18 protein-coding genes are annotated in these 23,130 nt (G+C 60.7%); 5 read left to right on the top strand and 13 right to left on the bottom strand.

The window, feature by feature from the left end; translation table 11 throughout:
• Window positions 1-69 precede the first annotated feature (69 nt).
• The 8 genes from H4V96_RS16725 to H4V96_RS16690 form a co-directional block, all read right to left on the bottom strand.
• The gene (locus tag H4V96_RS16725; RefSeq protein WP_010400862.1) at window positions 70-1,281 is read right to left on the bottom strand and encodes a hypothetical protein; all 1,212 of its coding nucleotides are present in this window, start codon (window positions 1,279-1,281) and stop codon (window positions 70-72) included.
• Window positions 1,282-1,359: 78 nt separating this feature from the next.
• A complete protein-coding gene (locus tag H4V96_RS16720) occupies window positions 1,360-1,791 on the bottom strand; it encodes a biopolymer transporter ExbD (RefSeq protein ID WP_196854732.1) in 432 nt (143 codons plus the stop codon).
• A gap of 105 nt (window positions 1,792-1,896) precedes the next feature.
• A complete protein-coding gene (locus tag H4V96_RS16715) occupies window positions 1,897-2,325 on the bottom strand; it encodes a biopolymer transporter ExbD (protein WP_010400857.1) in 429 nt (142 codons plus the stop codon).
• Window positions 2,326-2,330: 5 nt separating this feature from the next.
• Window positions 2,331-3,245 carry a MotA/TolQ/ExbB proton channel family protein gene (locus tag H4V96_RS16710; protein ID WP_082260986.1) on the bottom strand — a complete coding sequence of 305 codons (915 nt, stop codon included), beginning with the start codon at window positions 3,243-3,245 and terminating at the stop codon, window positions 2,331-2,333.
• Between the two features lie 86 nt (window positions 3,246-3,331).
• Window positions 3,332-3,988, bottom strand: coding sequence for an energy transducer TonB (locus H4V96_RS16705; protein ID WP_010400854.1), 657 nt, complete (start codon window positions 3,986-3,988; stop codon window positions 3,332-3,334).
• Window positions 3,989-4,525: 537 nt separating this feature from the next.
• Window positions 4,526-6,079, bottom strand: coding sequence for a SpoVR family protein (locus H4V96_RS16700; RefSeq protein WP_050855961.1), 1,554 nt, complete (start codon window positions 6,077-6,079; stop codon window positions 4,526-4,528).
• Window positions 6,080-6,126: 47 nt separating this feature from the next.
• Window positions 6,127-7,395 (bottom strand): YeaH/YhbH family protein, encoded by a 1,269-nt coding sequence (locus tag H4V96_RS16695; protein WP_196854733.1) that lies wholly within the window; start codon window positions 7,393-7,395, stop codon window positions 6,127-6,129.
• Window positions 7,396-7,467: 72 nt separating this feature from the next.
• Window positions 7,468-9,390 carry a PrkA family serine protein kinase gene (locus H4V96_RS16690; RefSeq protein ID WP_070346404.1) on the bottom strand — a complete coding sequence of 641 codons (1,923 nt, stop codon included), beginning with the start codon at window positions 9,388-9,390 and terminating at the stop codon, window positions 7,468-7,470.
• A 577-nt stretch (window positions 9,391-9,967) separates the two neighbouring features.
• Here H4V96_RS16690 and H4V96_RS16685 point away from each other — a divergent pair.
• Complete coding sequence (locus H4V96_RS16685) at window positions 9,968-10,999, top strand: adenosine deaminase (protein ID WP_196854734.1); 1,032 nt, start codon at window positions 9,968-9,970, stop codon at window positions 10,997-10,999.
• A 29-nt stretch (window positions 11,000-11,028) separates the two neighbouring features.
• On the top strand, window positions 11,029-13,590 hold the full coding sequence (locus H4V96_RS16680) for an FtsX-like permease family protein (RefSeq protein ID WP_196854735.1): 2,562 nt from the start codon (window positions 11,029-11,031) through the stop codon (window positions 13,588-13,590).
• On the opposite strand, the gene H4V96_RS16675 is transcribed toward H4V96_RS16680, so the two are convergent.
• On the bottom strand, window positions 13,587-14,594 hold the full coding sequence (locus H4V96_RS16675) for a response regulator (RefSeq protein ID WP_010400844.1): 1,008 nt from the start codon (window positions 14,592-14,594) through the stop codon (window positions 13,587-13,589). The two genes, H4V96_RS16680 and H4V96_RS16675, sit on opposite strands and share 4 nt — an antisense overlap.
• 3 nt (window positions 14,595-14,597) lie before the next feature.
• Window positions 14,598-15,911, bottom strand: coding sequence for a HAMP domain-containing sensor histidine kinase (locus tag H4V96_RS16670; RefSeq protein ID WP_196854736.1), 1,314 nt, complete (start codon window positions 15,909-15,911; stop codon window positions 14,598-14,600).
• A 152-nt stretch (window positions 15,912-16,063) separates the two neighbouring features.
• Between H4V96_RS16670 and cqsA the strand changes: the two genes are divergently transcribed.
• From cqsA to rmuC, 3 genes are read left to right on the top strand one after another with little or no spacing between them, the layout of a single operon-like run.
• Entirely contained in the window at window positions 16,064-17,311 is a 1,248-nt protein-coding gene (gene cqsA, locus H4V96_RS16665; RefSeq protein WP_280721060.1) for an alpha-hydroxyketone-type quorum-sensing autoinducer synthase, read from the top strand.
• Window positions 17,312-17,355: 44 nt separating this feature from the next.
• Complete coding sequence (locus tag H4V96_RS16660; protein ID WP_196854738.1) at window positions 17,356-17,760, top strand: group II truncated hemoglobin; 405 nt, start codon at window positions 17,356-17,358, stop codon at window positions 17,758-17,760.
• Window positions 17,761-17,765: 5 nt separating this feature from the next.
• Complete coding sequence (gene rmuC / locus H4V96_RS16655; protein ID WP_196854739.1) at window positions 17,766-19,133, top strand: DNA recombination protein RmuC; 1,368 nt, start codon at window positions 17,766-17,768, stop codon at window positions 19,131-19,133.
• A gap of 27 nt (window positions 19,134-19,160) precedes the next feature.
• Here rmuC and H4V96_RS16650 read toward each other — a convergent pair whose 3' ends face one another.
• The 3 genes from H4V96_RS16650 to moaA all read right to left on the bottom strand — a co-directional run bounded on the left by H4V96_RS16650 (window position 19,161) and on the right by moaA (window position 23,129).
• A complete protein-coding gene (locus H4V96_RS16650; RefSeq protein ID WP_196854740.1) occupies window positions 19,161-19,952 on the bottom strand; it encodes a hypothetical protein in 792 nt (263 codons plus the stop codon).
• 145 nt (window positions 19,953-20,097) lie between these two features.
• On the bottom strand, window positions 20,098-21,945 hold the full coding sequence (gene glp / locus H4V96_RS16645) for a gephyrin-like molybdotransferase Glp (protein WP_280721059.1): 1,848 nt from the start codon (window positions 21,943-21,945) through the stop codon (window positions 20,098-20,100).
• Between the two features lie 62 nt (window positions 21,946-22,007).
• Window positions 22,008-23,129 carry a GTP 3',8-cyclase MoaA gene (gene moaA / locus H4V96_RS16640; protein ID WP_196854742.1) on the bottom strand — a complete coding sequence of 374 codons (1,122 nt, stop codon included), beginning with the start codon at window positions 23,127-23,129 and terminating at the stop codon, window positions 22,008-22,010.
• Window position 23,130: the final 1 nt, after the last annotated feature.

The raw sequence follows: 23,130 nt of genomic DNA, 5'->3' as shown, positions 1-23,130 counted from the left end.
AAGCGCAGCGAGCCGGTGAGCATCACAGACTGCAAAGTGCGACGCGCATTGGCTTGGGTTCGATGTGATTTACTTGTTCATCAAGGTCCAGTAGCGGGCCAGGTCAGCTGCGCCATCCGTGCCCTTGACGGCTTTGAGTGCCGTCGTTGCATTGGACTTCTTGCCGGCGTGGATGTAGGCGATGCCCAGATGCAGCTTGGCTTCTTCGGCGTACTTGGCGCTACCCATTTTTACGGCGTCATTCATCAGGCCCAAGCCCTTTTCTGCTTGGCCATCGTAGACCAGGGCAAAGCCCAGCTTGCTCAAGCTGTCGGCGTCCTTGTTCTTGACGTATTCCGCTTCCGACTTGGCGGCGCTGGCTTTCAGGTCGGCCTGGGTTTTCAGGGCCAGGTCTTTCAGGCGCTGGTGACGGGCGGCATCGGTGCCGGTGCCCAGCACGCCTTTTTTGTAGCCCTGCTCAATGATGCTCAACGCTTCGCCAGGATTGCCTGCCTGCAAGGCCAACTGGCTGATTTCCATGTATTCGGACGGCTTGGAGAACAGGCCGTTGGCCAGGCGCAGACGCTGGACATCGAGGCCCAGGCGCTGCGAGAAGCCAGGCTTGCCCGAGACGCGGTTCAGCAGGTCAGCCCAGTAGCTGGTCTTTGGATAGCTGCCGGCCAGTTTTTCCAGGGTGGCAACATAGCCAGCCTTGTCGTTTTGCTTCAACTGGATGTTGGCCAGCATTTGCAGGTTCGCTTCCGAGTTGCCGCCGCGTGCTTGCAGTTCCTTGGCCGCTTCTGCGTAGTTGCCGCTCACGTAGTAGGTCTGGATCAGCAGTTCGCGCATCTGCGCATCGTCGCGGTCTTTCAGCGAGCGCTTGATCCAGGTGATGGTGTTGGGCCAGTCCTTGGCGCGGTAGTACATGCCGGCCAGTGCTTGCGTGAATTTGGGCGCTTCGGCGGCGCTCAGGCGACCGGAATTGATGACGGCTTCGAAAGCCTTGATGGCGGTGCCATTATCGCCGGCAGCAGCAGCGGCCGAGGCGCGCACGCGCTCGATCTGGTAGCTTTCAAAGGCGGTCTTGCCGCCGACGCTGTCAGCTTCGCGCAGCTTGGCCAGCGCTTCCTTGTTTTTGCCGCTGCTAGCGAGTTTTTGCGCTTCTTGCAATGGCTTGCCCACTTCGGCACGCACGGTGTCCGCGGCGTATGCCAGCGAGCCCAAGCCGATTACGGGAGTTGCTGCGGTAAAACCGATAGCGGCCATGACGAGGCCGAGATGAGCGAGACGAAACTTGGACATGAGAAAGTCTTTCAGTAAAAAGCGAATAGGCAGGAAGGCCTGCCTATTCGGATGTAAAGAGAACCTGATTGCTGCAGCTTACTGGAATTGCTCGTTGCCGACCAGACCGATTTTGGTCACGCCCAGACGCTGCGCCGACGCCATCACACCGGCGACGACTTTGTATTCCACCAGCTTGTTCGGACGCAGATGCACTTCCGGCTGGTCTGCTTGCGCAGCAACGTTGCTCAGCTTGGATTCCAGCGTAGCGCGGTCAGGAACGACCTGGTTATCCCACAAGACCGTACCGTCAAAATCGACATCGATCGTGACGACCACTGGTTCGGTTGTCGGTGGCGGCGGGGTGCCGACCGGCATGTTCAAGTTCACCGAGTGGTTTTGCTTAGGAATCGTGATGATCAACATGATAATCAGCACCAGCATCACGTCGATGAGGGGCGTCATGTTCAGTTCCATCATTGGTTCCGGATCCGCGCCTGCTGCGCTTCCAGAACCGACATTCATACTCATAGTGTTTCCTTTAAGAAGTCCAACGAAGCACCGGGCGAAACTGCCGCCCGGTCAGCTTCCGGCAGCGGCACCCCGATGTTGCCGGGACGCCGCTGCCGGCCGCTATCAGCCCTTGTCAGGTGGTTCGGTGATGAAGCCGACCTTCTGGATCCCGGCACGTTGGGTCGTGTAAATAACCCGGCCGATCGATTCGTAGCGTGTTTCTTGGTCGCCACGAACGTGTACTTCCGGCTGCGGTACTTTCACTGCTTCAACTTTAAGATAGTCGAACAATTCGTTCGTGTCTTTCAGTCTGGTCTGGCCCAGGTAGATCTCGCCATCCTTGTTAACAACGATGTTAACGTTCTCTGGCTTGGTTTGCAGGGCTTGATTGGTCTCAATCGGCAGATCGATTTTCTGCAGCTTGAGGACAACCGGACTCGTAATCAAGAAAATGATCAGCAAAACCAACATGATGTCGACGAGCGGCGTCGTGTTGATTTCTGACATTACTTGATCTTCATCTCCGTTGTCGGAGCCGACGGACATCGACATGATTCTTATCCGATCTTTTTAGCGCCGGCGGCACGGCCAGCTTCGCTGGTCGACATGACGCCGGAAACCAGAACCGAGTGAACGTCGGCGCTGAACGAGCGGATGTCTTCCATTGCGGATTTGTTACGACGAACCAGCCAGTTGTAACCCAGAACGGCAGGAACAGCGACCAGCAGACCGAAAGCGGTCATGATCAGTGCTTCACCAACTGGACCTGCCACTTTGTCGATCGATGCGTTACCGGTCATGCCGATAGCGGTCAGCGCGCCGTAAATACCCCAAACGGTACCGAACAGACCGATAAACGGTGCGGTCGAACCAACGGTTGCCAGGAACGACAGGCCATCTTGCAGACGCGATTGGACTTTGTCCGAAGCGCGCTGGATCGACATCGTCACCCAGGTCGACAGATCGATTTGTTCCAGCAGGGCGCCGTCATGGTGTGCGGTTGCCTTGGTGCCCGATTCAGCGATGAAGCGGAATGGCGAGCCTTCGGTCAACGTAGCCGAACCAGCAGCGATCGAAGGTGCTTTCCAGAATTTGGAAGCGGCTTCTTTAGCTTGCTTGAAGATCTTCATTTGATCGAGCAGCTTGGTGATGATGATGTACCAGCTGCCGATCGACATGATGGACAGGATGATCAAGGTGGCGCGTGGCACGAAGCCGCCGTCCCAGACTGCGGACAGGCCGAACGGGTTGTGCACTTCTTCGGTTTTCGCTGGAGCGGCTGCATCAGCTGCTGGAGCGGCTGCATCTGCGGCAACTGGTGCTGGTGCTGCTGCAGCGTCTGCCGCAGGAGCCGAAGCGGCAGCCGATGCCGGCGCGTCAGCGAATGCCGGAGCTGCTACCAGTGCGGTAGTAGCGGTAACGGACAACAGAACCGCGGCAAAAAATGCGGACAAACGGGTATTCTTAAACATGCTTCCTCCAAAATTAAAAATAACAGATCGCTGAACGTAATGACAACGAAATCATAGTGTGAAACAGGGGATAACTGTCTCGGGTTTTAATCCAGCGACCAAACGTATTGCATTTGCTGCCAGCCTTGTTCCGGCTTGCCGTCAACTGTTGCCGGCTTGAATGTACAGCGGCTGATACCTTGCACTGCGGCTTTGTCCAAGTCTCTGAAGCCGCTGGACTTCACGATCTTCGAATCAGCGACCTTGCCGTCTACACCGATCAGGAACGACAGTGTCACGACACCGGTTTCCTCATTGCGCTGCGACGACTTTGGATAAGCCGGTTTTTCGCAGACGCTGAAGTCAACCACGGCCGGCGTACGCACCGATTTGGCTGGTCCAGGAGTTGGCGCAGGCTGTGCAGGCGGTGATGGCGGCGTCAATACATTCGTGGCCGGCTTCACGGCAGTCGCGTTTGCAATCACGTTCTGCTGTGGTGGCGGCTGCTGCACGTTCACCTCGACCGGCGGAATGAATGGCGGCGGTGGCGCTTTCATTTCGGGCGGCGGTGGTGGCGGTGGAAGATCCTTCGGTGGAGGCGGTTTGACTTCCTCGATAATCTTGGTTTCAACCGGTTCCATCATTTTGGTCACCAAGCGCTTGCCCAAGCCCGTCGCTATCCCGTAAGCCGCGAGAACGTGCAGCAGGACAACGACAGTGATGCCTGTGTAGTTCTTGGGACTTTTCTCGTTCGAAAAATTCATGCCTGCTTTCTCCAAATACCATCTCTTGTCTTGCAACTGAACCCCAAAATGACGACACAAAGCTCCAGCCGTATCCGGGACGTCGCCGAATTATACATACGAATTCTTTATTTTACACAGATTTTTAACGCCTAAAACCGGTTAAATTTTTGCCGCTTTTGCGCCCCGGAAACGTACTTGCTTATGTCATCTTTGCACGCTTTCGGACATAAAAAAAGGCGGTCCTATTTGTTTTCCAGGGGTGTTTTGGGTGACCATTGCTAAGTTCTTCGATGTGGCAATATCGCGAAATTATATTTCGCGTTATTCAATATCGAAACCGCTAAATTTGGAGGGGAATATTTCTTTTAGGAATTATTTTTCTGTGGAACCAGACCACTTCCTCTTGCCTGCGCACCAATCGGGTGCGAAAGTAACTTTACCGAGGTCAAAAAAGACGCTCTGGCGACCGTTTCGACGTCGCCAGGCCATACGCAATTCCTATGCAGGCATAGGATAATCTTATGTGCTTGCTAAAATGCTTGTCAATAGGATCATTTATGGCCGAGCCGGTCCATCGTCGCGTCGGTTGCGCTTCTCGCGCCGGCAATTCAGGGTGCCCATGACGGCGCCCTGTGGATCGACCGTATCGAGGTGGACATCGAAGCCCCACAGCCGCGCCACGTGCTTGAGTACTTCAGCGGCCTGCTGGTTCAGCGGGCGGCGCTGGAATTGCGTGTGGCGCAGGGTCAAGGCGCGGTCGTCGCGTGTATTGACGCTCCAGACCTGGATATTGGGCTCGCGGTTGCCAAGGTTGTATTGCTCGGCCAGCTGCTGGCGCACGTAGCGGTAGCCGGCATCGTTATGGATGGCGGAAACGGCCAGTTTTTCATTCTTGTCATCGTCGAGGACGGCAAAGAAATGGAATTCGCGGATCAGCCGCGGCGACAAATACTGGGCGATGAAACTTTCATCCTTGAAATTACGCATGGCAAAGTCCAGGCTCTTGCGCCAGTCGCTGCCGGCAATGTCGGGGAACCAGGCGCGGTCTTCGTCGGTCGGATGCTCGCAGATGCGGCGAATGTCGCTCATCATGGCAAAACCCAGCGCATACGGGTTGATGCCGCTGTAATACGGGCTGTCGATGGGCGGCTGGTAGACCACGTTGGTATGGCTTTTCAAAAACTCCATCATGAAGCCGTCGCCCACCACGCCTTCGTCATATAACTGATTCAAGATCGTGTAGTGCCAGAAGGTGGCCCAGCCCTCGTTCATCACCTGGGTTTGCCGCTGCGGATAGAAATACTGGGAAATCTTGCGCACGATGCGCACCATCTCGCGCTGCCATGGCTCCAGCAGCGGCGCGTACTTCTCTATAAAGTACAGCAGGTTTTCCTCGGGTTCGGGTGGAAAGCGGGCGGCAGCCTTGCGCTGGTCTTCGTCGTCCTCGTCCTCCTCGCGCCGGGGCAGGGTGCGCCACAGCTGGTTGATCTGCGACTGCACATAGGCTTCACGCTCTTTCTGGCGCGCATATTCCTTTGCCATCGACAGTTTCGCCGGGCGCTTGTAGCGGTCCACGCCATAGTTCTGGATAGCGTGGCACGAGTCGAGCAGCAATTCCACCGCATCGACGCCATGGCGCTGCTCGCATTCGGCGATGTAATTCTTGGCAAACACCATATAGTCGATGATGGCGTCCGCATCGGTCCAGGCACGGAACAGATAGTTGCCTTTAAAGAAGGAGTTGTGGCCATACGCCGCATGCGCGATCACCAGCGATTGCATGGTCAGGCTGTTTTCCTCCATTAAATAGGCGATGCACGGGTTCGAATTGATGACGATCTCGTAGGCCAGGCCCATCTGGCCGCGCTTGTAGCTTTTCTCGGTGGAAAGAAAATGCTTGCCGAACGACCAGTGGTTGTAGGAGACGGGCATGCCGACCGAGGTATAGGCGTCCATCATTTGCTCGGCCGTGATGATTTCCAGCTGGTTCGGATAGGTGTCCAGGCCAAACTGCTTGGCCACGCGGCGGATTTCCTCGTGGATTTGCTCGATCAGTTCGAACGTCCATTCCGATTGTTCAGGCAGGGCGTTCGGGTGGCGCAGGCGCATCTGCGGTTCGCCCGGGGTGTTGCTGGCGCGATCAAAGGCTGCACTCATCATTTCACCTGTTTCTTGAACAGTTCGCGGAAGACCGGGTAGATATCGGCCGGCGTGACGATCTTTTGCATGGCGAAATGGGCGTGATGCTCGAGCACGCCCGCATATTGCTCCCACAGGTTTTGCTGCGGACCGTCGGTAATTTCGACATAAGTGTAGTACTGCACCTTGGGCATGATGGTATTGATCAGCAACTGGCGGCACAGCACGGAATCGTTGTCCCAGTTGTCGCCGTCGGACGCCTGTGCCACGTAGCTATTCCATTGGCCCGCGCCATAGCGCTCGTCGATGATGGTATTGAGCAAATGCAGGGCGGAAGACACCACGGTGCCACCCGACTCGCGCGAATTGAAGAATTCATGCTCGTCCACTTCCGCCGCCGCCGTATGGTGGCGGATGAAGACGACCTCGATCTTGTCGTAGGCGCGCTTGAGAAACAGATATAAGAGGATGAAGAAGCGCTTGGCCGTGTCCTTGCGCGACTCGTCCATGGAGCCCGAGACATCCATGATGCAAAACATGACGGCTTGCGTCATCGGTTTGGGCACCTTGACGCGGTTGCTGTAGCGCAAGTCGAACGGGTCGATGAAGGGGATCGCCAGCAAGCGCGTGTGCAGGTGGTGGATCACGCGGCGCAGTTCCACCACCAGCGGGTCGTCCTCGGCGGCGCCGTCGAGCAGCAGGGTGGCCAGGTCTTCCTCGGCCTGCGCCAACTGCTTGCGGGCGCCGCCGCCGACGGCGATGCGCCGGCCCAGCGCGCCGCGCAGGGAACGCAGCACATGGATATTCGATGGCGTACCCGACATATTGTAGCCGGCGCGCTGGTTTTTGAATTCCGTGGTGGCCGTCAGCTGGGTTTTCACCATATGCGGCAATTCCAAGTCTTCGAAGAAGTAATTCATGAATTCTTCGCGCGACAATTCAAAGATGAAGTCGTCTTCCGTCTTCTCTTCGCTATTGCCCGCCTTGCCGCGACCACCGCCACCGCCGCCTTTGGGCCGGGTGATCTGGTCGCCCTTCAGGTATTCCTTGTTGCCAGGATTGACCACTTCCCATACGCCGCCATGCGCGTGGCCAAACGATGGTTCGCCCACGTCCTTGACGGGGATGCTGACCTTCTCGCCATTCTCGACGTCCGTGATCGAGCGCCCCTTGATGGCGCGTCCCACGGCATCCTTGATCTGGCCCTTGTAACGCCGCAGGAAACGCTCGCGGTTGACGGCGGATTTATTCTTGCTTTGCAAGCGCCTGTCGATGAGGTATGTCAAAGCGTGCCTCCTTGCCTCTCGTCTTGCGCGTCCCGCCAGTCACCGGGCGGGAGCGCGCCTCCGCTGTCCGCGCTACGATGACTTGCGTACGCGCAAGTACCATTCGCATAACAGGCGTACCTGTTTGGCCGTGTAGCCTTTTTCCACCATGCGGGCCACGAAGTCGGCGTGCTTGTTGGCATCGTCGGCGCTGGCCTTGGCATTGAAGGAAATCACCGGCAGCAATTCCTCCGTATTCGAGAACATTTTCTTTTCGATTACGGTGCGGAATTTTTCATAACTGGTCCAGGCCGGATTCTTGCCGCCGTTCGAGGCCCGCGCGCGCAGCCCGAAATTGACGATTTCATTGCGGAAGTCCTTCGGATTGGAAATGCCGGCCGGCTTTTCGATCTTCTCGAGTTCATTGTTCAGCGATTCGCGGTCGAAGCTCTCGCCGGTGTCCGGATCGCGGTATTCCTGATCCTGTATCCAGAAATCGGCAAACGTCACGTAACGGTCGAAAATGTTTTGGCCGTATTCCGAATAGCTTTCCAGGTAAGCCGTCTGGATCTCCTTGCCGATGAATTCCACGTAGCGTTGCGCCAGGTGCTCTTTAATATACGAGAAGTAGCGCTGTTCGAGTTCCGGCGCGAACTGCTCGCGCTCGACTTGCTGTTCCAGTACATATAATAAGTGCACGGGATTGGCGGCCACTTCGGAATTGTCAAAGTTGAACACTTTCGACAGGATCTTGAACGCAAAGCGCGTCGACAGGCCGTTCATGCCTTCGTCTACGCCCGCATAGTCGACGTATTCATGCATGGACTTGGCTTTCGGATCCGTATCCTTGAGATTTTCGCCATCGTAGACGAGCATCTTCGAAAAAATGCTGGAGTTTTCCGGATCTTTCAGGCGCGACAGGATGGCGAACTGCGCCATCATGCGCAAGGTGCCGGGTGCACACGGTGCCTTGACGAGCGAGGAATTGGCCACCAGTTTGTCGTAGATCTTGATTTCATCGGTCACGCGCAGGCAGTACGGCACCTTGACTATATAGATACGGTCAAGAAACGCCTCGTTGTTGCGGTTGTTTTTAAACGCTTTCCATTCCGACTCGTTCGAGTGGGCCAGGATGATGCCGTCAAATGGAATCGCGCCGAAACCCTCGGTGCCCTTGTAATTGCCTTCCTGCGTGGCCGTCAGCAGCGGATGCAGTACCTTGATGGGAGCCTTGAACATTTCCACAAATTCCATCAGGCCCTGGTTGGCCAGGCATAGGCCGCCCGAGTAACTGTAGGCGTCCGGGTCGTCCTGGGCGTAGTCTTCCAGTTTGCGGATATCGACCTTGCCCACCAGCGAGGAAATATCCTGGTTGTTTTCGTCGCCAGGCTCCGTTTTCGAGATGGCGATCTGTTTCAGTACGGAAGGGTAGCGCTTGACGACGCGAAACTGGTTGATATCACCATTGTATTCATGCAGGCGCTTGACGGCCCACGGACTGGGGATGTTGCGCAGGTAGCGGCGCGCGATGCCGTAATCCTCTTCCAGGATGGTGCCGTCCTCTTCCTCGTTGAACAGGCCCAGCGGTGATTCGTTGACGGGCGAACCTTTCAGGCAATAGAAGGGCACGTGCTCCATCAGCGACTTGAGTTTTTCCGCGATGGACGACTTGCCGCCGCCGACCGGCCCCAGCAGATACAGGATCTGTTTGCGTTCTTCCAGGCCTTGCGCCGCATGGCGGAAATACGCGACGACTTGCTCGATGACTTCCTCGGTGCCGTAGAACTCGCGGAAGGCGGGATAGATCTTGATGACCTTGTTGGCGAAGATGCGCGACAAGCGCGTGTCGTTGCGCGTGTCGACCAGTTGCGGCTCGCCGATGGCGGCCAGCATGCGTTCGGGCGCGCTGGCATACGTCAGCTTGTCCTTCTTGCACAGGGCCAGGTATTCGGTGAGCGACATTTCCTCTTCGCGGGTACGCTCGTAGCGTGCTGCATAGTTATCAAAAATGGTCATGTCAATGTCCTTTAATGTAAACCTGAACTGCCAGTCACCATGGCCACCCGCCTGGCATTCGCCTGGGCTTGCCGCCTGAAATTTTGCTATACCGCGTGCCGATTTTTATTCTTGTTTCAAGCCCGGCTGTCTTTGCGAGTCCGGATTGCCCGGACCAAAAAACTGGCGCTTGCTGCCTTGCGCTGACGTGGCCAGCCGGCTTTTTTTTACTCTTGATAGCGCTGCTTGCACCTACCTGTAAGCGATGAAATTAATTATTGCTCTAAAGGATCAGGAAGTCAAAAGATATGTCAGTAATTTCGTAATACTTGTTTGTAAATTATTGATTTAATTGAGAAAATTGCTAGACTTCGCATCGTTTTGAATGCGATTTTTTATTCCTCCAAGATCATCATACGACAATTTTCCAGTGCGTGCCGGTGCCGGCCATGACGCTGCTGTCAGCGCCGTCATGTTGGCCGGGCGTCGGTGCGGCCGGCCATCTTGCGCTAAGATGCTCGCATGTCTGATGGCTCCGCCCAACGCGTGTGCGCGTGCGCGAGCCAGCACTTTTATCGCCACCTTACAAGGAACACCCATGATGAACCCCCAATTGCGTGCGCTCGTGCGCGGCATGCCGAAGGCCGAACTGCATATCCATATCGAAGGCTCGCTGGAGCCAGAACTGATTTTCGCACTGGCCGAGCGCAATGGCGTGCCACTCGGCTATGAATCGGTAGAGCACTTGCGCAGCGCCTATGCTTTTACGGATTTGCAGTCATTTCTCGACATTTATTACGCTGGCGCAAGCGTGCTCTTGAAAGAGCAGGATTTCTATGACATGACGCAAGCCTACCTGCGCCGCGCAGAAGCCGATAACGTGTTGCACACGGAAATTTTCTTCGACCCGCAAACGCACACGGCGCGCGGCGTGCCGATGGCCGATGTGGTCAATGGCATTTACCGTGCCTGCCAGGACAGCCCCGTCAGCGCGGCCCTGATCCTGTGCTTCCTGCGCCACCTGAGCGAGGAAGAAGCATTCGTCACCCTGGCAGAGGCCTTGCCGCACCGCGACAAATTCATCGGCATCGGCCTCGACTCCTCGGAAGTGGGCAACCCGCCCGAGAAATTCTCGCGCGTGTTTGCCCGTTGCCGCGAACTGGGCTTGCACTTGGTTGCCCACGCGGGGGAGGAAGGTCCGCCAGCCTACATCCGCACGGCACTCGACGACTTAAAAGTCGAGCGCATCGACCATGGCGTGCGCTGCCTGGAAGACGCGGAACTGACGGCCCGCCTGGCGCGCGAACAAATCGCGCTCACCGTCTGCCCATTGTCGAACACCAAGCTGCGCGTGTTTGACCAGATGCATGAGCATAACCTGGTGCAATTGCTCGACGCTGGCTTGCTGGTGACGGTGAACTCGGACGATCCTGCGTATTTCGGCGGCTATATGAATGACAATTTCGACGCCATTTTCGACGCCTTGCCACTCGGCCTGTCGCACGCGCAGCGCCTGGCGCGCAACGGTTTCATCGCCGCCTTCCTGCCGCAGGCGCAAAAAGACGCTTTCCTCGCGACAGTCGATGCGTATTTTGCACGGCATGCCGCCGCCCACGGCGCAGCGCAATAACCGATACTTTGCATAAAGACCCGCCGCCCATGCTCCGCCTCTCCCTGAAAATGACCGGCCGCGACTGGCGCGCCGGGCAACTGCGTTTCTTGCTCGTCGCCCTGATCGTGGCCGTGGCTGCTCTCTCGGCCGTGGGCTTCTTTGTCGACCGTTTGCGCGCCGGCCTGAACCGCGACGCGCATCAGTTGCTGGGGGGCGATCTGGTCATCAGCGCCGACCAGCCCGTCAATGCGGCCTGGCGCGCCGAAGCGCTCAAGCGCGGTTTTGCTTTGGCCGATACGGTGACCTTCCCCAGCATGGCGCAGGCAGGCGAGGGCGAGCAGTCGACCTCGCAGCTGGCCTCCATCAAGGCCGTCTCGCCCGGCTACCCGCAGCGCGGCAAGCTGAAAATCACCACCAGCAGCAGTGAAGCGCACGATGCCGTGGGCCGGCCGACCAGCCTGGTGCCGGCGCCCGGCACCCTGTGGGTCGACGCGGCGATGCTGTCCGGCCTGAACGCCAAGTTGGGCGACACCTTGACCTTGGGCGACAAGGCATTTACCGTCACGCAACTGATCGCCAGCGAGCCGGACCGGGGCGCTTCGTTCTTGAACTTTGCCCCGCGCGTGATGTTGTCCTTGAGCGATCTTGCCGCTACGGCACTGGTGCAGAACGGCTCGCGCGTGTCGTACCGCCTGCTGCTGTCGGCGCCGCCAGCCAAGGCGGCCGAGCTGGCGCAATATCAGGTGTGGCTGGAAGGCCAGATCAAGACGCAGGCCATCAAGGGCGTGCGCATCGAGTCGCTCGAATCGGGCAGCCCGCAGATGCAATCGACCCTCGACCGCGCCGACCGCTTCCTGTCCCTGGTCGGCCTGTTATCGGCCATGCTGGCGGCTGTCGCCGTGGCGATGGCGGCGCGCCGCTTCATGCTGCGCCACCTCGATGCCTGCGCCATGCTGCGCTGCCTGGGCTTGACGCAGAACCAGGTTACAGCCATGTATGTGATCGAATTTTTGCTCGTCGGCCTGGCCGGCAGCGCGGTGGGCGTGGCCGTCGGCTTCGGCGGCCATTTGGTGCTGCTGGAGTTGCTGGGCAAACTGGTACAGAGCGATTTGCCGCCCGTCTCCCTGCTACCGGCCCTGCAGGGCGTGGCCACCGGCATGTTATTGCTGCTGGGCTTTGCGCTGCCGCCGATTTTACAGTTGCGCAATGTGCCGCATAACAGGGTGATCCGCCGCGAGCAAGAGCCGCCTCAGGCGCTGGCCCTGGCCACCTACGGCCTCGGTATTGCCGCCTTCGTCTTGCTACTCTTGTGGCAGGCGGGCGACGTGAAACTGGCACTGTTGACGGCGGCCGGCTTCCTGGGCGGCTTTGCCCTGTTCGGCCTGGCCGGCTGGCTGGGCCTCAAAGCGCTGAAATCGCTGCGCGGCGCTTTCAACCATCAGGGCTGGCGCTTCGCCGTCACGTCCTTGCAGCGCCGTCCCGGTGCCACCGTCATCCAAGTGGTGTCCTTGGCGCTGGGCCTGATGGCCTTGCTGCTGCTGACGGTGGTGCGCGGCGACTTGATGCTGGCCTGGCGCAACGCCACGCCACCCGATGCGCCGAACCGTTTCATGATCAATATCTTGCCCGAACAAAAAGACCCGATCGCCGCGCGGCTGGTCCAGGCCGGGGTGAGCAATGCACCGTTATATCCGATGATACGCGGGCGCCTGGTGGCCGTGAATGGCAACGCCATCACGCAAGAAACTTACCAGGATGACCGTGCCAAGGGCTTGGCCGAGCGCGAATTTAATCTCTCGACGATGGCCACCATGCAGGAAGAAAACAAGCTCGTGGCCGGCAAGTGGTTCAGCAATGCGCCTGGCGCGCCGGCTGAGGCGTCGGTGGAAGAGGGCATCGCCAAGACGCTCAAGCTCAAGCTTGGCGACAAGCTGCGCTTCGATATCGCCGGCCAGCCGGTGGAGGCGACGATCACCAGCTTGCGCAAGCTGGAATGGGGCTCGATGCGCGTCAATTTCTTTGTCATCATCAACCCGGCCGCCATGGCGGACACGCCGCAGACGTGGATCACGGCCTTCCACTTGCCTACCGCGCCCGCGTCCGTGCCCGCGTCCGCGTCCGCGCAGGCGGACCTCGGCAATGCCTTGCTGCGCGCCTACCCGAACCTGACGCTGGTCGACGTGGGCGGCGTGCTGAAACAGATCCAGGGCGTGCTCGACCAAGTGGTGACGGCGGTCGAGTTCCTGTTCGCCTTCACCCTGGCCTCGGGCTTGCTGGTGCTGTATGCAGCGCTGATGGGTTCGCAAGACGAGCGCACGCGTGAAGCGGGGTTGCTGCGCGCGCTGGGGGCCACGCGGCGTCAACTGGCGCAGGCGCAGCTGATCGAGTTTTCGCTGGTGGGCGCGCTGGCCGGCTTGCTGGCGGCTACGGGCGCAGCGACCATGGGCTGGGCCCTGGCCACCTACCAGTTCAAGTTCGCCTGGAGCTTTGCCCCGGGCGTGTGGGTTTTCGGCTTGCTGGCCGGCGCCCTGTGCGCCATCGCCGGCGGCTGGCTGGGCTTGCGCAATGTCTTGAAACATCCGCCGCTGCAAACGCTGCGGGAAAGCTAGGCGCTCACGCTGTCGCCCGCCTGTGCGCGTAAAAATTGCGCGAAAGACACGACCGGCTGCCGCAACTGGTGCGGCGGCACGTCGAACAGGGCCCAGAAATACCTCACGCGGCCCAGGCAGATGGTGGGCGCGGCGCAGTAGCGGAACCAGTTTTCACCGATGTGCGCCGCATACATGCCGTCGCTGTCGGCGTCCGAAAAGTAAGGGATCACGCGCATTTCCAGCAGGGCCAGCAGCAAGGACGCCGGTGCGTCGCTGTCGCGCGCCATTTCGTACTGCGTGTGCAGGCTGCGCTCGGTCTCGATGATCATCAGCCTGGCGTGGCCATCGCGCGTAAAGAACAGGATGCCGCTGGGATTGGGGAAGATGTAAAACTCGACGAAGCCATGGCGCTGGCATAGCGCGTCCACGACGGCGGCGATGGCTTCGTCTTGCAGGAAAGCATAGTCGTGTAGCAATAGCAAGTCGCGCACGGTGTCCGATTGCTGCAGGAAAAACGCGCGCTGCAGCGCATGCACTTCCTGTTCCAGGATATCGAGCGCATCGTCGTCGCTCTTCTTGATGTAGCGGTCGATCAAGCCCCGGTTGAAGGCTGTCACGGCCACTTTTTCATCGGCCGCCCCCGTAAATAAGATCTTCTTGCAAGGCAGGTCGTGCACGGCCTGGCAAAATTCCAGGCCATTCATCTGCGGCATCGAGTAATCGATCACCAGCACCGAGGGCACGGCGAAGCGCTGCGCCTGGCCGCTGATGCGCCAGATGCTATCGAGATCGAGCGCCACGTTGCACTGGTCGGGCGGCAGGTTTTGCGTGTCGAAATTGACGTGCAGTGGCGTCTCGCCCAATTGCGTGCTGTGGCGCAGCCAGTCCAGCGCGCTGCTGGTGTCGTGGAAAGTCTTGCGCGCCAGGCCAGGATCGAGCTGGAATGCCAGGCTTTTCAGGAAGGAATCGCTGTCGTCGATCAAGACGGTCAGGGTCGGATGGGTGTAGACGGGCAGTAGCATGCGTCACCTTGCGGGAGAAGAGGGTGCGACAGAAGAGGGCTGGAAGCGGGCAGGCACGGGCTGGGGAAATTCCAGGATGAAAATTGCATACGCATGCTCGCGCGACACGCAGCCAATGCGCGCCTGCCAGGCGCTGACGATCTGCCGGCACAGGGCGAGGCCGATGCCGATGCCGTTATGCACGGGATAGGAATAAAATCGCTCGAAGATCAGCGGCAGGCGGTTCTTCGCGATGCCGCAGCCGGTGTCGATGAACAGCAGCCTGGGCACAGGGCGGGCGCCGTCGATGATGATGCGCACGCGGCCCTTGCCGGCCCGCTGGATGGCCTTCAGCGCATTTCTCAGCAGGTTCAGCAAGATCACCACGCACAGCTCGTCCTGTCCCGCAAACTGGAAGTCGGCGCGCACGTCCAGCGTGACGCTGGCACGCTGCAGCTTGCCGGTAAATGGGTAGCGCTTGAGCACGGTGTCCACCATCGCCAGCATCGAGAGCGACTGGCGAGGTTGCAAGTTGCGGTTCACGGCACTGGCGCTCATCAGGAACAAATCGATCATGTGCTGCATGTGGCGCACTTCGAACTGGATACGCGACATGGCATCTTGCAGCGGCGCCATGTCGTCCGCCTGGCCAGCGAGCTGCGGTAGCAGCCGGCGCATGCCCCGCACATTCGCTTCCACGCTGGTCAGCGGCGTGCGCAACTCGTGCGCCACGGAACCGAGCCCGGCCGCCATGCCCGCCAGCCGTTCCCGTTCCAGCACCTTGCGGCCCACTTTCACCACGCACAGGGCGGTGATGGTGAACCAGTGCAAGGGCAATTGCTGCAGCACTTCACGCTGCAGCAGGTAGGCGCCTTCCCCTTGCAAGATAACGGCCAGGCAGGCGGCGCCCGTGCCGATCAGGTAGGCGCGGCAGGCCAGTCCCGTTTCGAAATGAAACAGCACCACCAGGCCGATCAGCAGCGATTGGCTCCAGATGTACGAGGCATGGTTCATCAAAAACATAAAGGTGAAGAAGAAGGGCAGGATGTAGCTGAGCGCGAACAGCAGGTAGCGCGACAGCCAGCGCACCGAGAAGCGGCGCGCAAACAGGCCTGCCACGCAGATGGCCATGCCCGTCAGGCGCAGGGTCAGGTTTTCATAGGATTGCGGGAAAAAAAATTGCCATAGCAGGTAGTACAGCGGCATCGCCAGCGTGCCCACGGCGGCCAGCATGGCGACGCGGCAAGCCAGGTTTTCGTGCGGCAGGCGTTCATGGAGCAGCGCATGGAGCAGGCGCCTGCGCCAGTGTGTCCATCCTGTTTGCCATTGTTGCGTCATGACGCTGCCTTGATCCTTGTCAGAACATTATCATCGCGCAATTCTTTTGGCTTGTACGCTTATTTTGCCCGACATTGATATACGTCAATGGGGGGGGTGGCGACACGGTGAAGGCTTGAGTTTTGCAGCAAACCGTCCCCAGGAGAAAGCCCATGACCCTCGCCACTAGCGTGCACGCCCCATCCTTCGCCCGCGCCGAACACTGCCTGCCCGACTACATCGGGCGGCGCATGGATGCGCATCACATCGGGCGCATTGAAAAACTACTGGGCGGCCAGCATCCGCATGCATGGCAAGCGATACCAGCGCATGCCATTTTTCTGGCCGGTAATGACTATCTTTCCATCGCCGCCGAGCCGGCGCTGGTGGCGGCCCAGGTGGCTTGCCTGCACGCGCACGCGGGCGGCATGCTGATGTCGGCCGTGTACTTGCAGGAAGGCAGTAAGCAGCACCGGCTGGAAAGCCGTCTGGCCCGCTTCATGGGCTGCGAAGACGGCATCCTGGCGCAGTCCGGCATGGCGGCCAATATTGGCTTGCTGCAGTGTATCGCTGGCCCCGGCATCCCCGTCTACCTGGACATGCAGGCCCACGCTTCTCTGTGGGAAGGCGTGCTGTCGGCGCAGGCCCGCGCCGTCGCCTTCTTGCACAACGACATGGCGCACCTGCGGCGGCAAGTGGAAAAACATGGCCGCGGCGTGATCGTCGTCGATGCCTTGTACAGTACTAACGGCAGCCTGGCGCCGCTGCTGGAACTGCTCGACATCGCCGAGCGCAGCGATTGCGTGGTGGTGGTTGACGAGTCTCACTCGCTGGGCACGCATGGCCCGCAAGGCGCAGGCCTGGTGCAAGCCTGGGACCTGGGTCATCGCGTGCATTTCTGCACGGCGTCACTGGCCAAGGCCTTTGCGGGGCGCGCCGGTTTCATCAGTTGTTCGAGCCGCTTCAAGGGATATTTTTTGTCCGAATCGCGTCCCGCCATCTTCAGCTCTTGCCTGCTGGCCCACGAGTTGGCATGGCTGGACGCGGCGCTCGATTTCATCATGGCCGCCGATGCGCGCCGCGCCATTTTGCGGCGTCACACGGTGCAGGTGCGCGAGGGCTTGAGCGCACTCGGCTACAACGTCAGCGACGGCAGCGAGCAGATCGTGGCGCTGGAAGCGGGCGGCGAACCGGCCACCCTGGCGCTGCGCCAGGCGCTCGAGCGGCATGGCATTTACGGCGCCATGTTTTGTGCACCGGCAACGGCAAAGAATCGCGCCCTCGTGCGGCTGACCCTCAATGCAGGACTCGACGAGGCGGGCATCGCCCGGCTGCTGGCGGCCTGCGCGGCGGTGCGCGCCGAAGTGGGCGTGGACCACTGGCCGTCGACGCGGCGCCTGCGCAAGCTGGCACTCGTGTAGCATTGTCAGCGCACTGCGCGTGGGGAAGCGGCGCTTGCGCTATCATGGCGGACATGACTGATACCACTGCCCCCACTCTGTACGAGACCATCGGCGGCGCCCCCGTGCTGCGCGACATGGTCGACCGTTTTTATGATCTGATGGAACTTGAACCCGAGTTCGCCGGCATCCGCGTGATGCATCCGCCTTCCACGGACGGCTCGCGTGACAAGTTGTATTTCTTCCTCACGGGCTGGATGGGCGGCCCGGATTTGTATATCGAGAAATTCGGCCACCCGCGCCTGCGTGCGCGTCACTTGCCCTACGCCATCGGCACCAGCGAGCGCGACCAGTGGCTGCGCGCCATGGCCTGGGCCATGGAAGACACGGGCATCGAAGAGTCCTTGCGCGTGCGCCTGATGGAATCGTTCTATCAGACAGCCGACTGGATGCGCAACAAGCCGGACTGACACCCATGAGCCCTATCGAGTTTTACAGCCTGCTGGGCAGCGCCGCCGTCGTCATCGTGTTGTTGATCTTGCTGCTGCTGCGTCCGCGCGGCGCTGGCGGCGATGGCGCCACTACGCTGGCGCTGGTGCAGCAACACCAGCAGCAAAGCCTGGAGCGCATCGACCGCGTTGAGCGCGAAGTGCGGCTGCAACTGCAGGCGTCGGCGCAGGCGACGCGGCAAGACCTGGCCGCTGGCCTGGCGCAATTCCAGGCGGCAACCCTGCAACAGCTCGACAGCCTGCGCACGCAGATGCAGGCGCAGGGGAAAGTCGGGCGCGAAGAGCAGGCGCAAAGCCTGGCGCGCTTCGCCGACAGCACGAATCAAACCCTGGCCCAGCTCACGGAGTCGAATGCGCAGCGCATGCTGGAAGTGCGCGCCACGCTGGAAAGCAAGATCCGTGACTTGCAGGCTGACAATGGTGCGCGTCTGGAAGAGATGCGCAAGACGGTCGATGAAAAACTCCATGCGACGCTGGAGACGCGCCTTTCGGCCTCGTTCCAGCAAGTGTCGGAGCGGCTGGAAAAAGTCCACCAGGGCCTCGGTGAAATGCAGCAGCTGGCGCTGGGCGTGGGCGACTTGAAGCGGGTACTCACCAACGTCAAGACGCGCGGAACGTGGGGTGAAGTGCAGCTGGAAATGCTGCTTGAGCAGGTACTTACTGTCGACCAGTACGCCAAGAACGTGGAAACGCTGCCCGGTAGCGGCGCGCGTGTGGAATTTGCCCTGAAGTTGCCGGGCATGGTAGATGGCGGTCCGCCCGTGTGGATGCCTATCGACGCGAAATTCCCCAAGGAGCAGTACGAGCGCTTGGTCGACGCGGCCGAGCGGGCCGATGCCGACGGCGTGGCCCTGGCCGGACGCGAGCTCGAACGTGCCGTGCGCGGCGAAGCGAAAACCATCGCCGAGAAATACCTGGCGCCGCCACAGACCACCGACTTTGCCATCCTCTTCCTGCCCACGGAAGGCTTGTATGCGGAAGTGCTGCGCCGGCCGGGATTGGCCGACGAATTGCAGCGCGTGCACCGCGTCAGCATCGCCGGGCCATCGACCCTGACGGCTTTGCTCAATAGCCTGCAGATGGGTTTTCGCACCCTGGCGCTGGAAAAGCGTTCGTCCGAAGTGTGGCAAGTGCTGGGCGCCGTCAAGACCGAGTTCGGCAAGTTCGGCGACGTGCTGTCGCAAACCCGGCTGACGCTGGAAAAGGCGGCGAAGAATATCGAAAGCGCGGAAGTGCGCAGCCGGCAGATGGCGCGCAAATTAAAATCCGTGGAAGCCTTGCCGGGCGAAGCGGCCGCCTTGCTGCTGGGGAGCGCCGAGGCGGACGGTGAATAGCGCTAGCTGGCTTGCCGCAGCGAGCGGCTAGGTGGACTGTTCCTGCTGGTCCTGGTCCATTCGATGTTTGACGATGGCAGTGATGATGCTGCCTGGCGCATCGAGTTCGCGCTGCGCCAGCGCGCGCATGGCGTCATTCGCCAGGCCAGCGAGCAAGTCGGCGCACAGCGCGTCGGCCTTGGCGGCTTGGTCCTGGCCGCGCAGTACGGCAGCGGCGATCCGCACGTCTTTCACAAGATTCGTCAACTGCGCTGCCAGGCGCGGTGCAGCGCCCGCGGCAGGAAACAGGGGCTCGCTGGCAGCGAGGGTATTGAGCATGCCGAGATGGGCGAGCGGCGCCGTCAGATAACGCTCCGCCAGCGCGAAATTGCCCGCCTCGACGACGGCTGGCAAGGCTAGCCCAGCGTTCTGGCGCGCCAGTTCGGGGGCGCTGGCGTCCAGCTGGGCGAACAGGGCGGCGGTGGAACGGGCATCATCGAGTGTCTCATTCATCTCGACGATCAGCGAAAAGCGCGATGTGCGCCAGAACCTGTCGGCTGTCTGCGGCGCGCCGCCGTCATCGCGTCGCTGAAAAGGTGCATCTGCGCGTAGTCGCCGTATTTGCTCGTCACGCTCGACCCTCAGAGCAAGTTGCGCGGGTGCATGCAGCTCGGCCAAGAATTTCCATTCCAGCATGAGCATGAAGTAGCCTGTGCGGGCCGCAGTAATGGTCTGTTCCGCTTCCGCAAATAGCTGTTGTAAAAGCACGAGCGCATCCGCATGCTGGCCTTCTTCGCGCAGTGCAATCAGACGTGTCAAACGGATGTCGATGTCGGGCATGGCGGTCCTTGTCTGGAATGCAGCATAGTAACAAGTGCGCACCTGGCTCGCTACGCCTCAGGCGCCATGCTTGTCGGCAGCGATTTTTCGCGCGCGGCAGACCCGCAACGCCAGTCCTGCCAGCAGCCTGGCCGGTGCTGCCGCATCAGGTCAGGCCATGGAACAGCACGATATCGACCAGGTCGCCGGCCGCCACCTGGCCTTGCGCTTCATCTAGCACGATCATGCAATTGGCTTGCGTCATCGAACGCAGGATGCCGGAGCCTTGCGCCCCCGTCACGCGCACGTGCTGGCGCCCGTCCGCGCCCCGCTCGACGATGCCGCGCTGGTATTCCGTGCGGCCCGGCTTCTTGCGTATCGGTGCTTGCGCCGCCACTTGCAGCAGCGGCAGGGTGGCAGTGTCCGCATCGGCGCCCATCAGACGCAGCAAGGTCGGGCGGGCGAGGAAATAAAACGCCGCCATCACGGCCACCGGGTTGCCGGGCAACCCCAGCAGCAAGGCCGTCTCGCCCTGGCTGGAAATCTGCCCAAAGGCCATCGGGCGGCCCGGGCGCATGTTGATCTGCCAAAAGGCCACGTCGCCGAGGCGCGCCAGGATCTCGCGCGTAAAATCGGCCGCACCGCTGGAGACGCCGCCCGAGGTGATGATGACGTCAGCTTTGGCGCAGGCGCTGCGCAGGGCCGCTTCCAGCGCTTGTGGCTGGTCCTTGACGATGCCCATGTCGAGCACCTCGCAGCCCAGACGCGTCAGCATGCCCAACAAGGTGTAGCGGTTGCTGTCGTAAATGCAAGCGGCATCGAGTTGCTCGCCGATCGCGCGCAATTCGTCGCCCGTGGAAAAGACGGCCACGCGCACGCGGCGCCGCACGGGCACCGTGGCGATGCCCAGCGAGGCCAGCAGCCCCAGTTCGGCCGGCCCCAATCGCTTGCCTTGCAGCAGGGCCGGTTGGCCTTGCATCAAGTCTTCACCCTTGAAACGGCGGTTGTCGCCGGGGCGGATGCAGTCCGGTGCCAGCGTAATGCTGCTTGCACTGACCTGCCGCACCAGTTCCTGCGGCACCACGCTGTCGCAGCCGTCCGGCATGACAGCGCCCGTCATGATGCGCGCGCATTGGCCACGCCCGACGTTGACCGTGCCGGGGCGCCCGGCCAGGATGGTATCGACCACGGTCAGGGTCAGTGGCACGCTGCCGCCCAGGTCGGCCCCGTGCAGCGCATAGCCATCCATGGCGGAATTGTCATGCGCGGGCACGCTGATGGGCGAGATGATGTCGGCCGCCAAAATACGCGCTAACGCTTGCGGCAGCGCCAATGTTTCGATCTCTGCCACGGGGCCGACGGCGTCCCCCAGGATAGCTTGCGCCATCGGCACGGACAGGCCCTGCGCCTGCAGGGCGGCCAGCTGGTCCGGGGTGTTGATGTTGCCGAACGCACCACTATTTTCGAACAGTACCTCGGCCAGTTTCAAGTCGCCGTGCCAGCTGCGCATGCGCCGTTCGCCGGCGGCCAGGTAGGCGTCCAGTTGGGACAGGGCGGATGTTTTCACCAGGCAAAAGACGGGATGCGCACGGCGCGCAGGCGATCCCGTCGCCGCGTCGACTTCCTCGGTGACAGCGATGGCCAGGTCGGCATTGTTCTGCGTCAAGCCAGCGGCCAGGCGCGCTGCCAGGTCGGGCGGCAGCAGCGGCGAGTCGCACGGTACGCACAGCAGGTAAGGCGTGCTGGCGTGCCGCATGCCGCTGTGCAAGCCCGCTAGCGGACCCAATTGGCCCGGCAGCACGTCCGGCCAGACCGGCAGGCCGAAGCGCGCATAGTCGCCGCCATGCGCGTGGACACTGATGGCCAGCTGGCCCACTTGCGCAGACAGGCGCTGCAGCACATGGCGCACCAGTGGCTGGCCGTGCAAAGGCAGCATGCCCTTGTCGCGCTGGCCCATGCGCGTGCCGAGGCCGCCGGCCAGGATCAGGCCGGTAATGTCTTGTTTGTTGATCATGTCAGGTAGAAAAATGGGTGCATGCGCCATGGTAGCAGCGGCGGGCCTGCGCCGCGCCTGATTCAGCCGCCGATATACGACATTTCTACTTTCTTTTTGCCATCCTCAAGCGTACCGCCCGTCAAATCCGTCTGGCTGGTACGCAATTGCGAATAGCGGTCAGCGCGACCGCGCCACAACTGCGCTACTGCCGACGAGATTTCTGCGTCACTGCGGCCGCCGCGCAGCAGGCTGCGCAAATCGTGGCCGCTGCTGGCGAACAAGCAGGTGTACAGCTTGCCCTCGGTCGAGAGGCGGGCGCGGCTGCAGTCGGTGCAGAACGCTTGCGTGACGCTGGAAATGAGGCCGATTTCGCCGCTGCCATCGGCATAGCGCCAGCGCGCCGCCGTCTCGCCCGTGTAGTTGGGGTTGATGGGCAGCAAGGGCAGGTGCGCGGCGATGCGCCGCACGACGTCGGCCGATGGGATGACTTCCTGCAAGTTCCAGCCATTTGAGGCGCCCACGTCCATGTATTCGATGAAGCGCAAGATGTAGGGCGTGCCCTTGAAATGGCGTGCCATCGGCACGATTTCTTGCTCGTTCATGCCGGCCTTGACGACCATGTTGATCTTGATCGGCCCCAGGCCCGCCGCATGTGCTGCATCGATGCCGCGCAGCACATCGGTCACGGCGAAATCGACGTCGTTCATGCGCTTGAAGGTGGCGTCGTCGAGCGAATCGAGCGACACGGTGACGCGGTTCAGGCCTGCATCTTTGAGCGCCTGCGCCTTTCTTGCCAGCAAGGAGCCGTTGGTCGTCAGGGTCAGGTCCAGCGGCTGGCCCGATGGCGTGCGCAGTTCGGCCAGCATGGCGATGAGCCTTTCGATATTCTTGCGCAGCAGCGGTTCGCCGCCCGTCAGGCGGATTTTTTCCACGCCGTGCGCCACAAACAGGCGCGCGATGCGCGTGATTTCCTCGAACGACAGCAAATCGGTGTGCGGCAAATAGACGTGGTCCTTGTCGAATACGTCCTTCGGCATGCAATACACGCAACGGAAATTGCAGCGGTCGGTAATCGAGATGCGCAGGTCGTGCAGGGGCCTGCCCAGGCTATCGGCCACGTTGCCGCTGGGACTTTCCAGCACTGCGGGGATCACCAAAGCCGCATTGCGGGCCTCGGCAAGGTAGATAATCTTGTCAGCCATG

Origin of the sequence: Janthinobacterium sp. CG_23.4, from assembly GCF_029892305.1 — a bacterium.
Taxonomy (GTDB): Bacteria; Pseudomonadota; Gammaproteobacteria; order Burkholderiales; family Burkholderiaceae_D; genus Janthinobacterium; species Janthinobacterium lividum_D.
The sequence above is the reverse complement of the archived record's forward strand: the minus strand, read 5'-3'. Positions and strand labels throughout refer to the sequence as shown.

Excerpts from the sequence above, each read along its gene's own strand:
- H4V96_RS16725 (WP_010400862.1), bottom strand. The coding sequence starts at position 1,281 with ATGTCCAAGTTTCGTCTCGCTCATCTCGGCCTCGTCATGGCCGCTATC.
- H4V96_RS16720 (WP_196854732.1), bottom strand. The coding sequence starts at position 1,791 with ATGAGTATGAATGTCGGTTCTGGAAGCGCAGCAGGCGCGGATCCGGAA.
- H4V96_RS16715 (WP_010400857.1), bottom strand. The coding sequence starts at position 2,325 with ATGTCGATGTCCGTCGGCTCCGACAACGGAGATGAAGATCAAGTAATG.
- H4V96_RS16710 (WP_082260986.1), bottom strand. The coding sequence starts at position 3,245 with ATGTTTAAGAATACCCGTTTGTCCGCATTTTTTGCCGCGGTTCTGTTG.
- H4V96_RS16705 (WP_010400854.1), bottom strand. The coding sequence starts at position 3,988 with ATGAATTTTTCGAACGAGAAAAGTCCCAAGAACTACACAGGCATCACT.
- H4V96_RS16700 (WP_050855961.1), bottom strand. The coding sequence starts at position 6,079 with ATGCGCCTGCGCCACCCGAACGCCCTGCCTGAACAATCGGAATGGACG.
- H4V96_RS16690 (WP_070346404.1), bottom strand. The coding sequence starts at position 9,390 with ATGACCATTTTTGATAACTATGCAGCACGCTACGAGCGTACCCGCGAA.
- H4V96_RS16685 (WP_196854734.1), top strand. The coding sequence starts at position 9,968 with ATGATGAACCCCCAATTGCGTGCGCTCGTGCGCGGCATGCCGAAGGCC.
- H4V96_RS16680 (WP_196854735.1), top strand. The coding sequence starts at position 11,029 with ATGCTCCGCCTCTCCCTGAAAATGACCGGCCGCGACTGGCGCGCCGGG.
- H4V96_RS16675 (WP_010400844.1), bottom strand. The coding sequence starts at position 14,594 with ATGCTACTGCCCGTCTACACCCATCCGACCCTGACCGTCTTGATCGAC.
- H4V96_RS16670 (WP_196854736.1), bottom strand. The coding sequence starts at position 15,911 with ATGACGCAACAATGGCAAACAGGATGGACACACTGGCGCAGGCGCCTG.
- cqsA (WP_280721060.1), top strand. The coding sequence starts at position 16,064 with ATGACCCTCGCCACTAGCGTGCACGCCCCATCCTTCGCCCGCGCCGAA.
- H4V96_RS16660 (WP_196854738.1), top strand. The coding sequence starts at position 17,356 with ATGGCGGACATGACTGATACCACTGCCCCCACTCTGTACGAGACCATC.
- rmuC (WP_196854739.1), top strand. The coding sequence starts at position 17,766 with ATGAGCCCTATCGAGTTTTACAGCCTGCTGGGCAGCGCCGCCGTCGTC.
- H4V96_RS16650 (WP_196854740.1), bottom strand. The coding sequence starts at position 19,952 with ATGCCCGACATCGACATCCGTTTGACACGTCTGATTGCACTGCGCGAA.
- glp (WP_280721059.1), bottom strand. The coding sequence starts at position 21,945 with ATGATCAACAAACAAGACATTACCGGCCTGATCCTGGCCGGCGGCCTC.
- moaA (WP_196854742.1), bottom strand. The coding sequence starts at position 23,129 with ATGGCTGACAAGATTATCTACCTTGCCGAGGCCCGCAATGCGGCTTTG.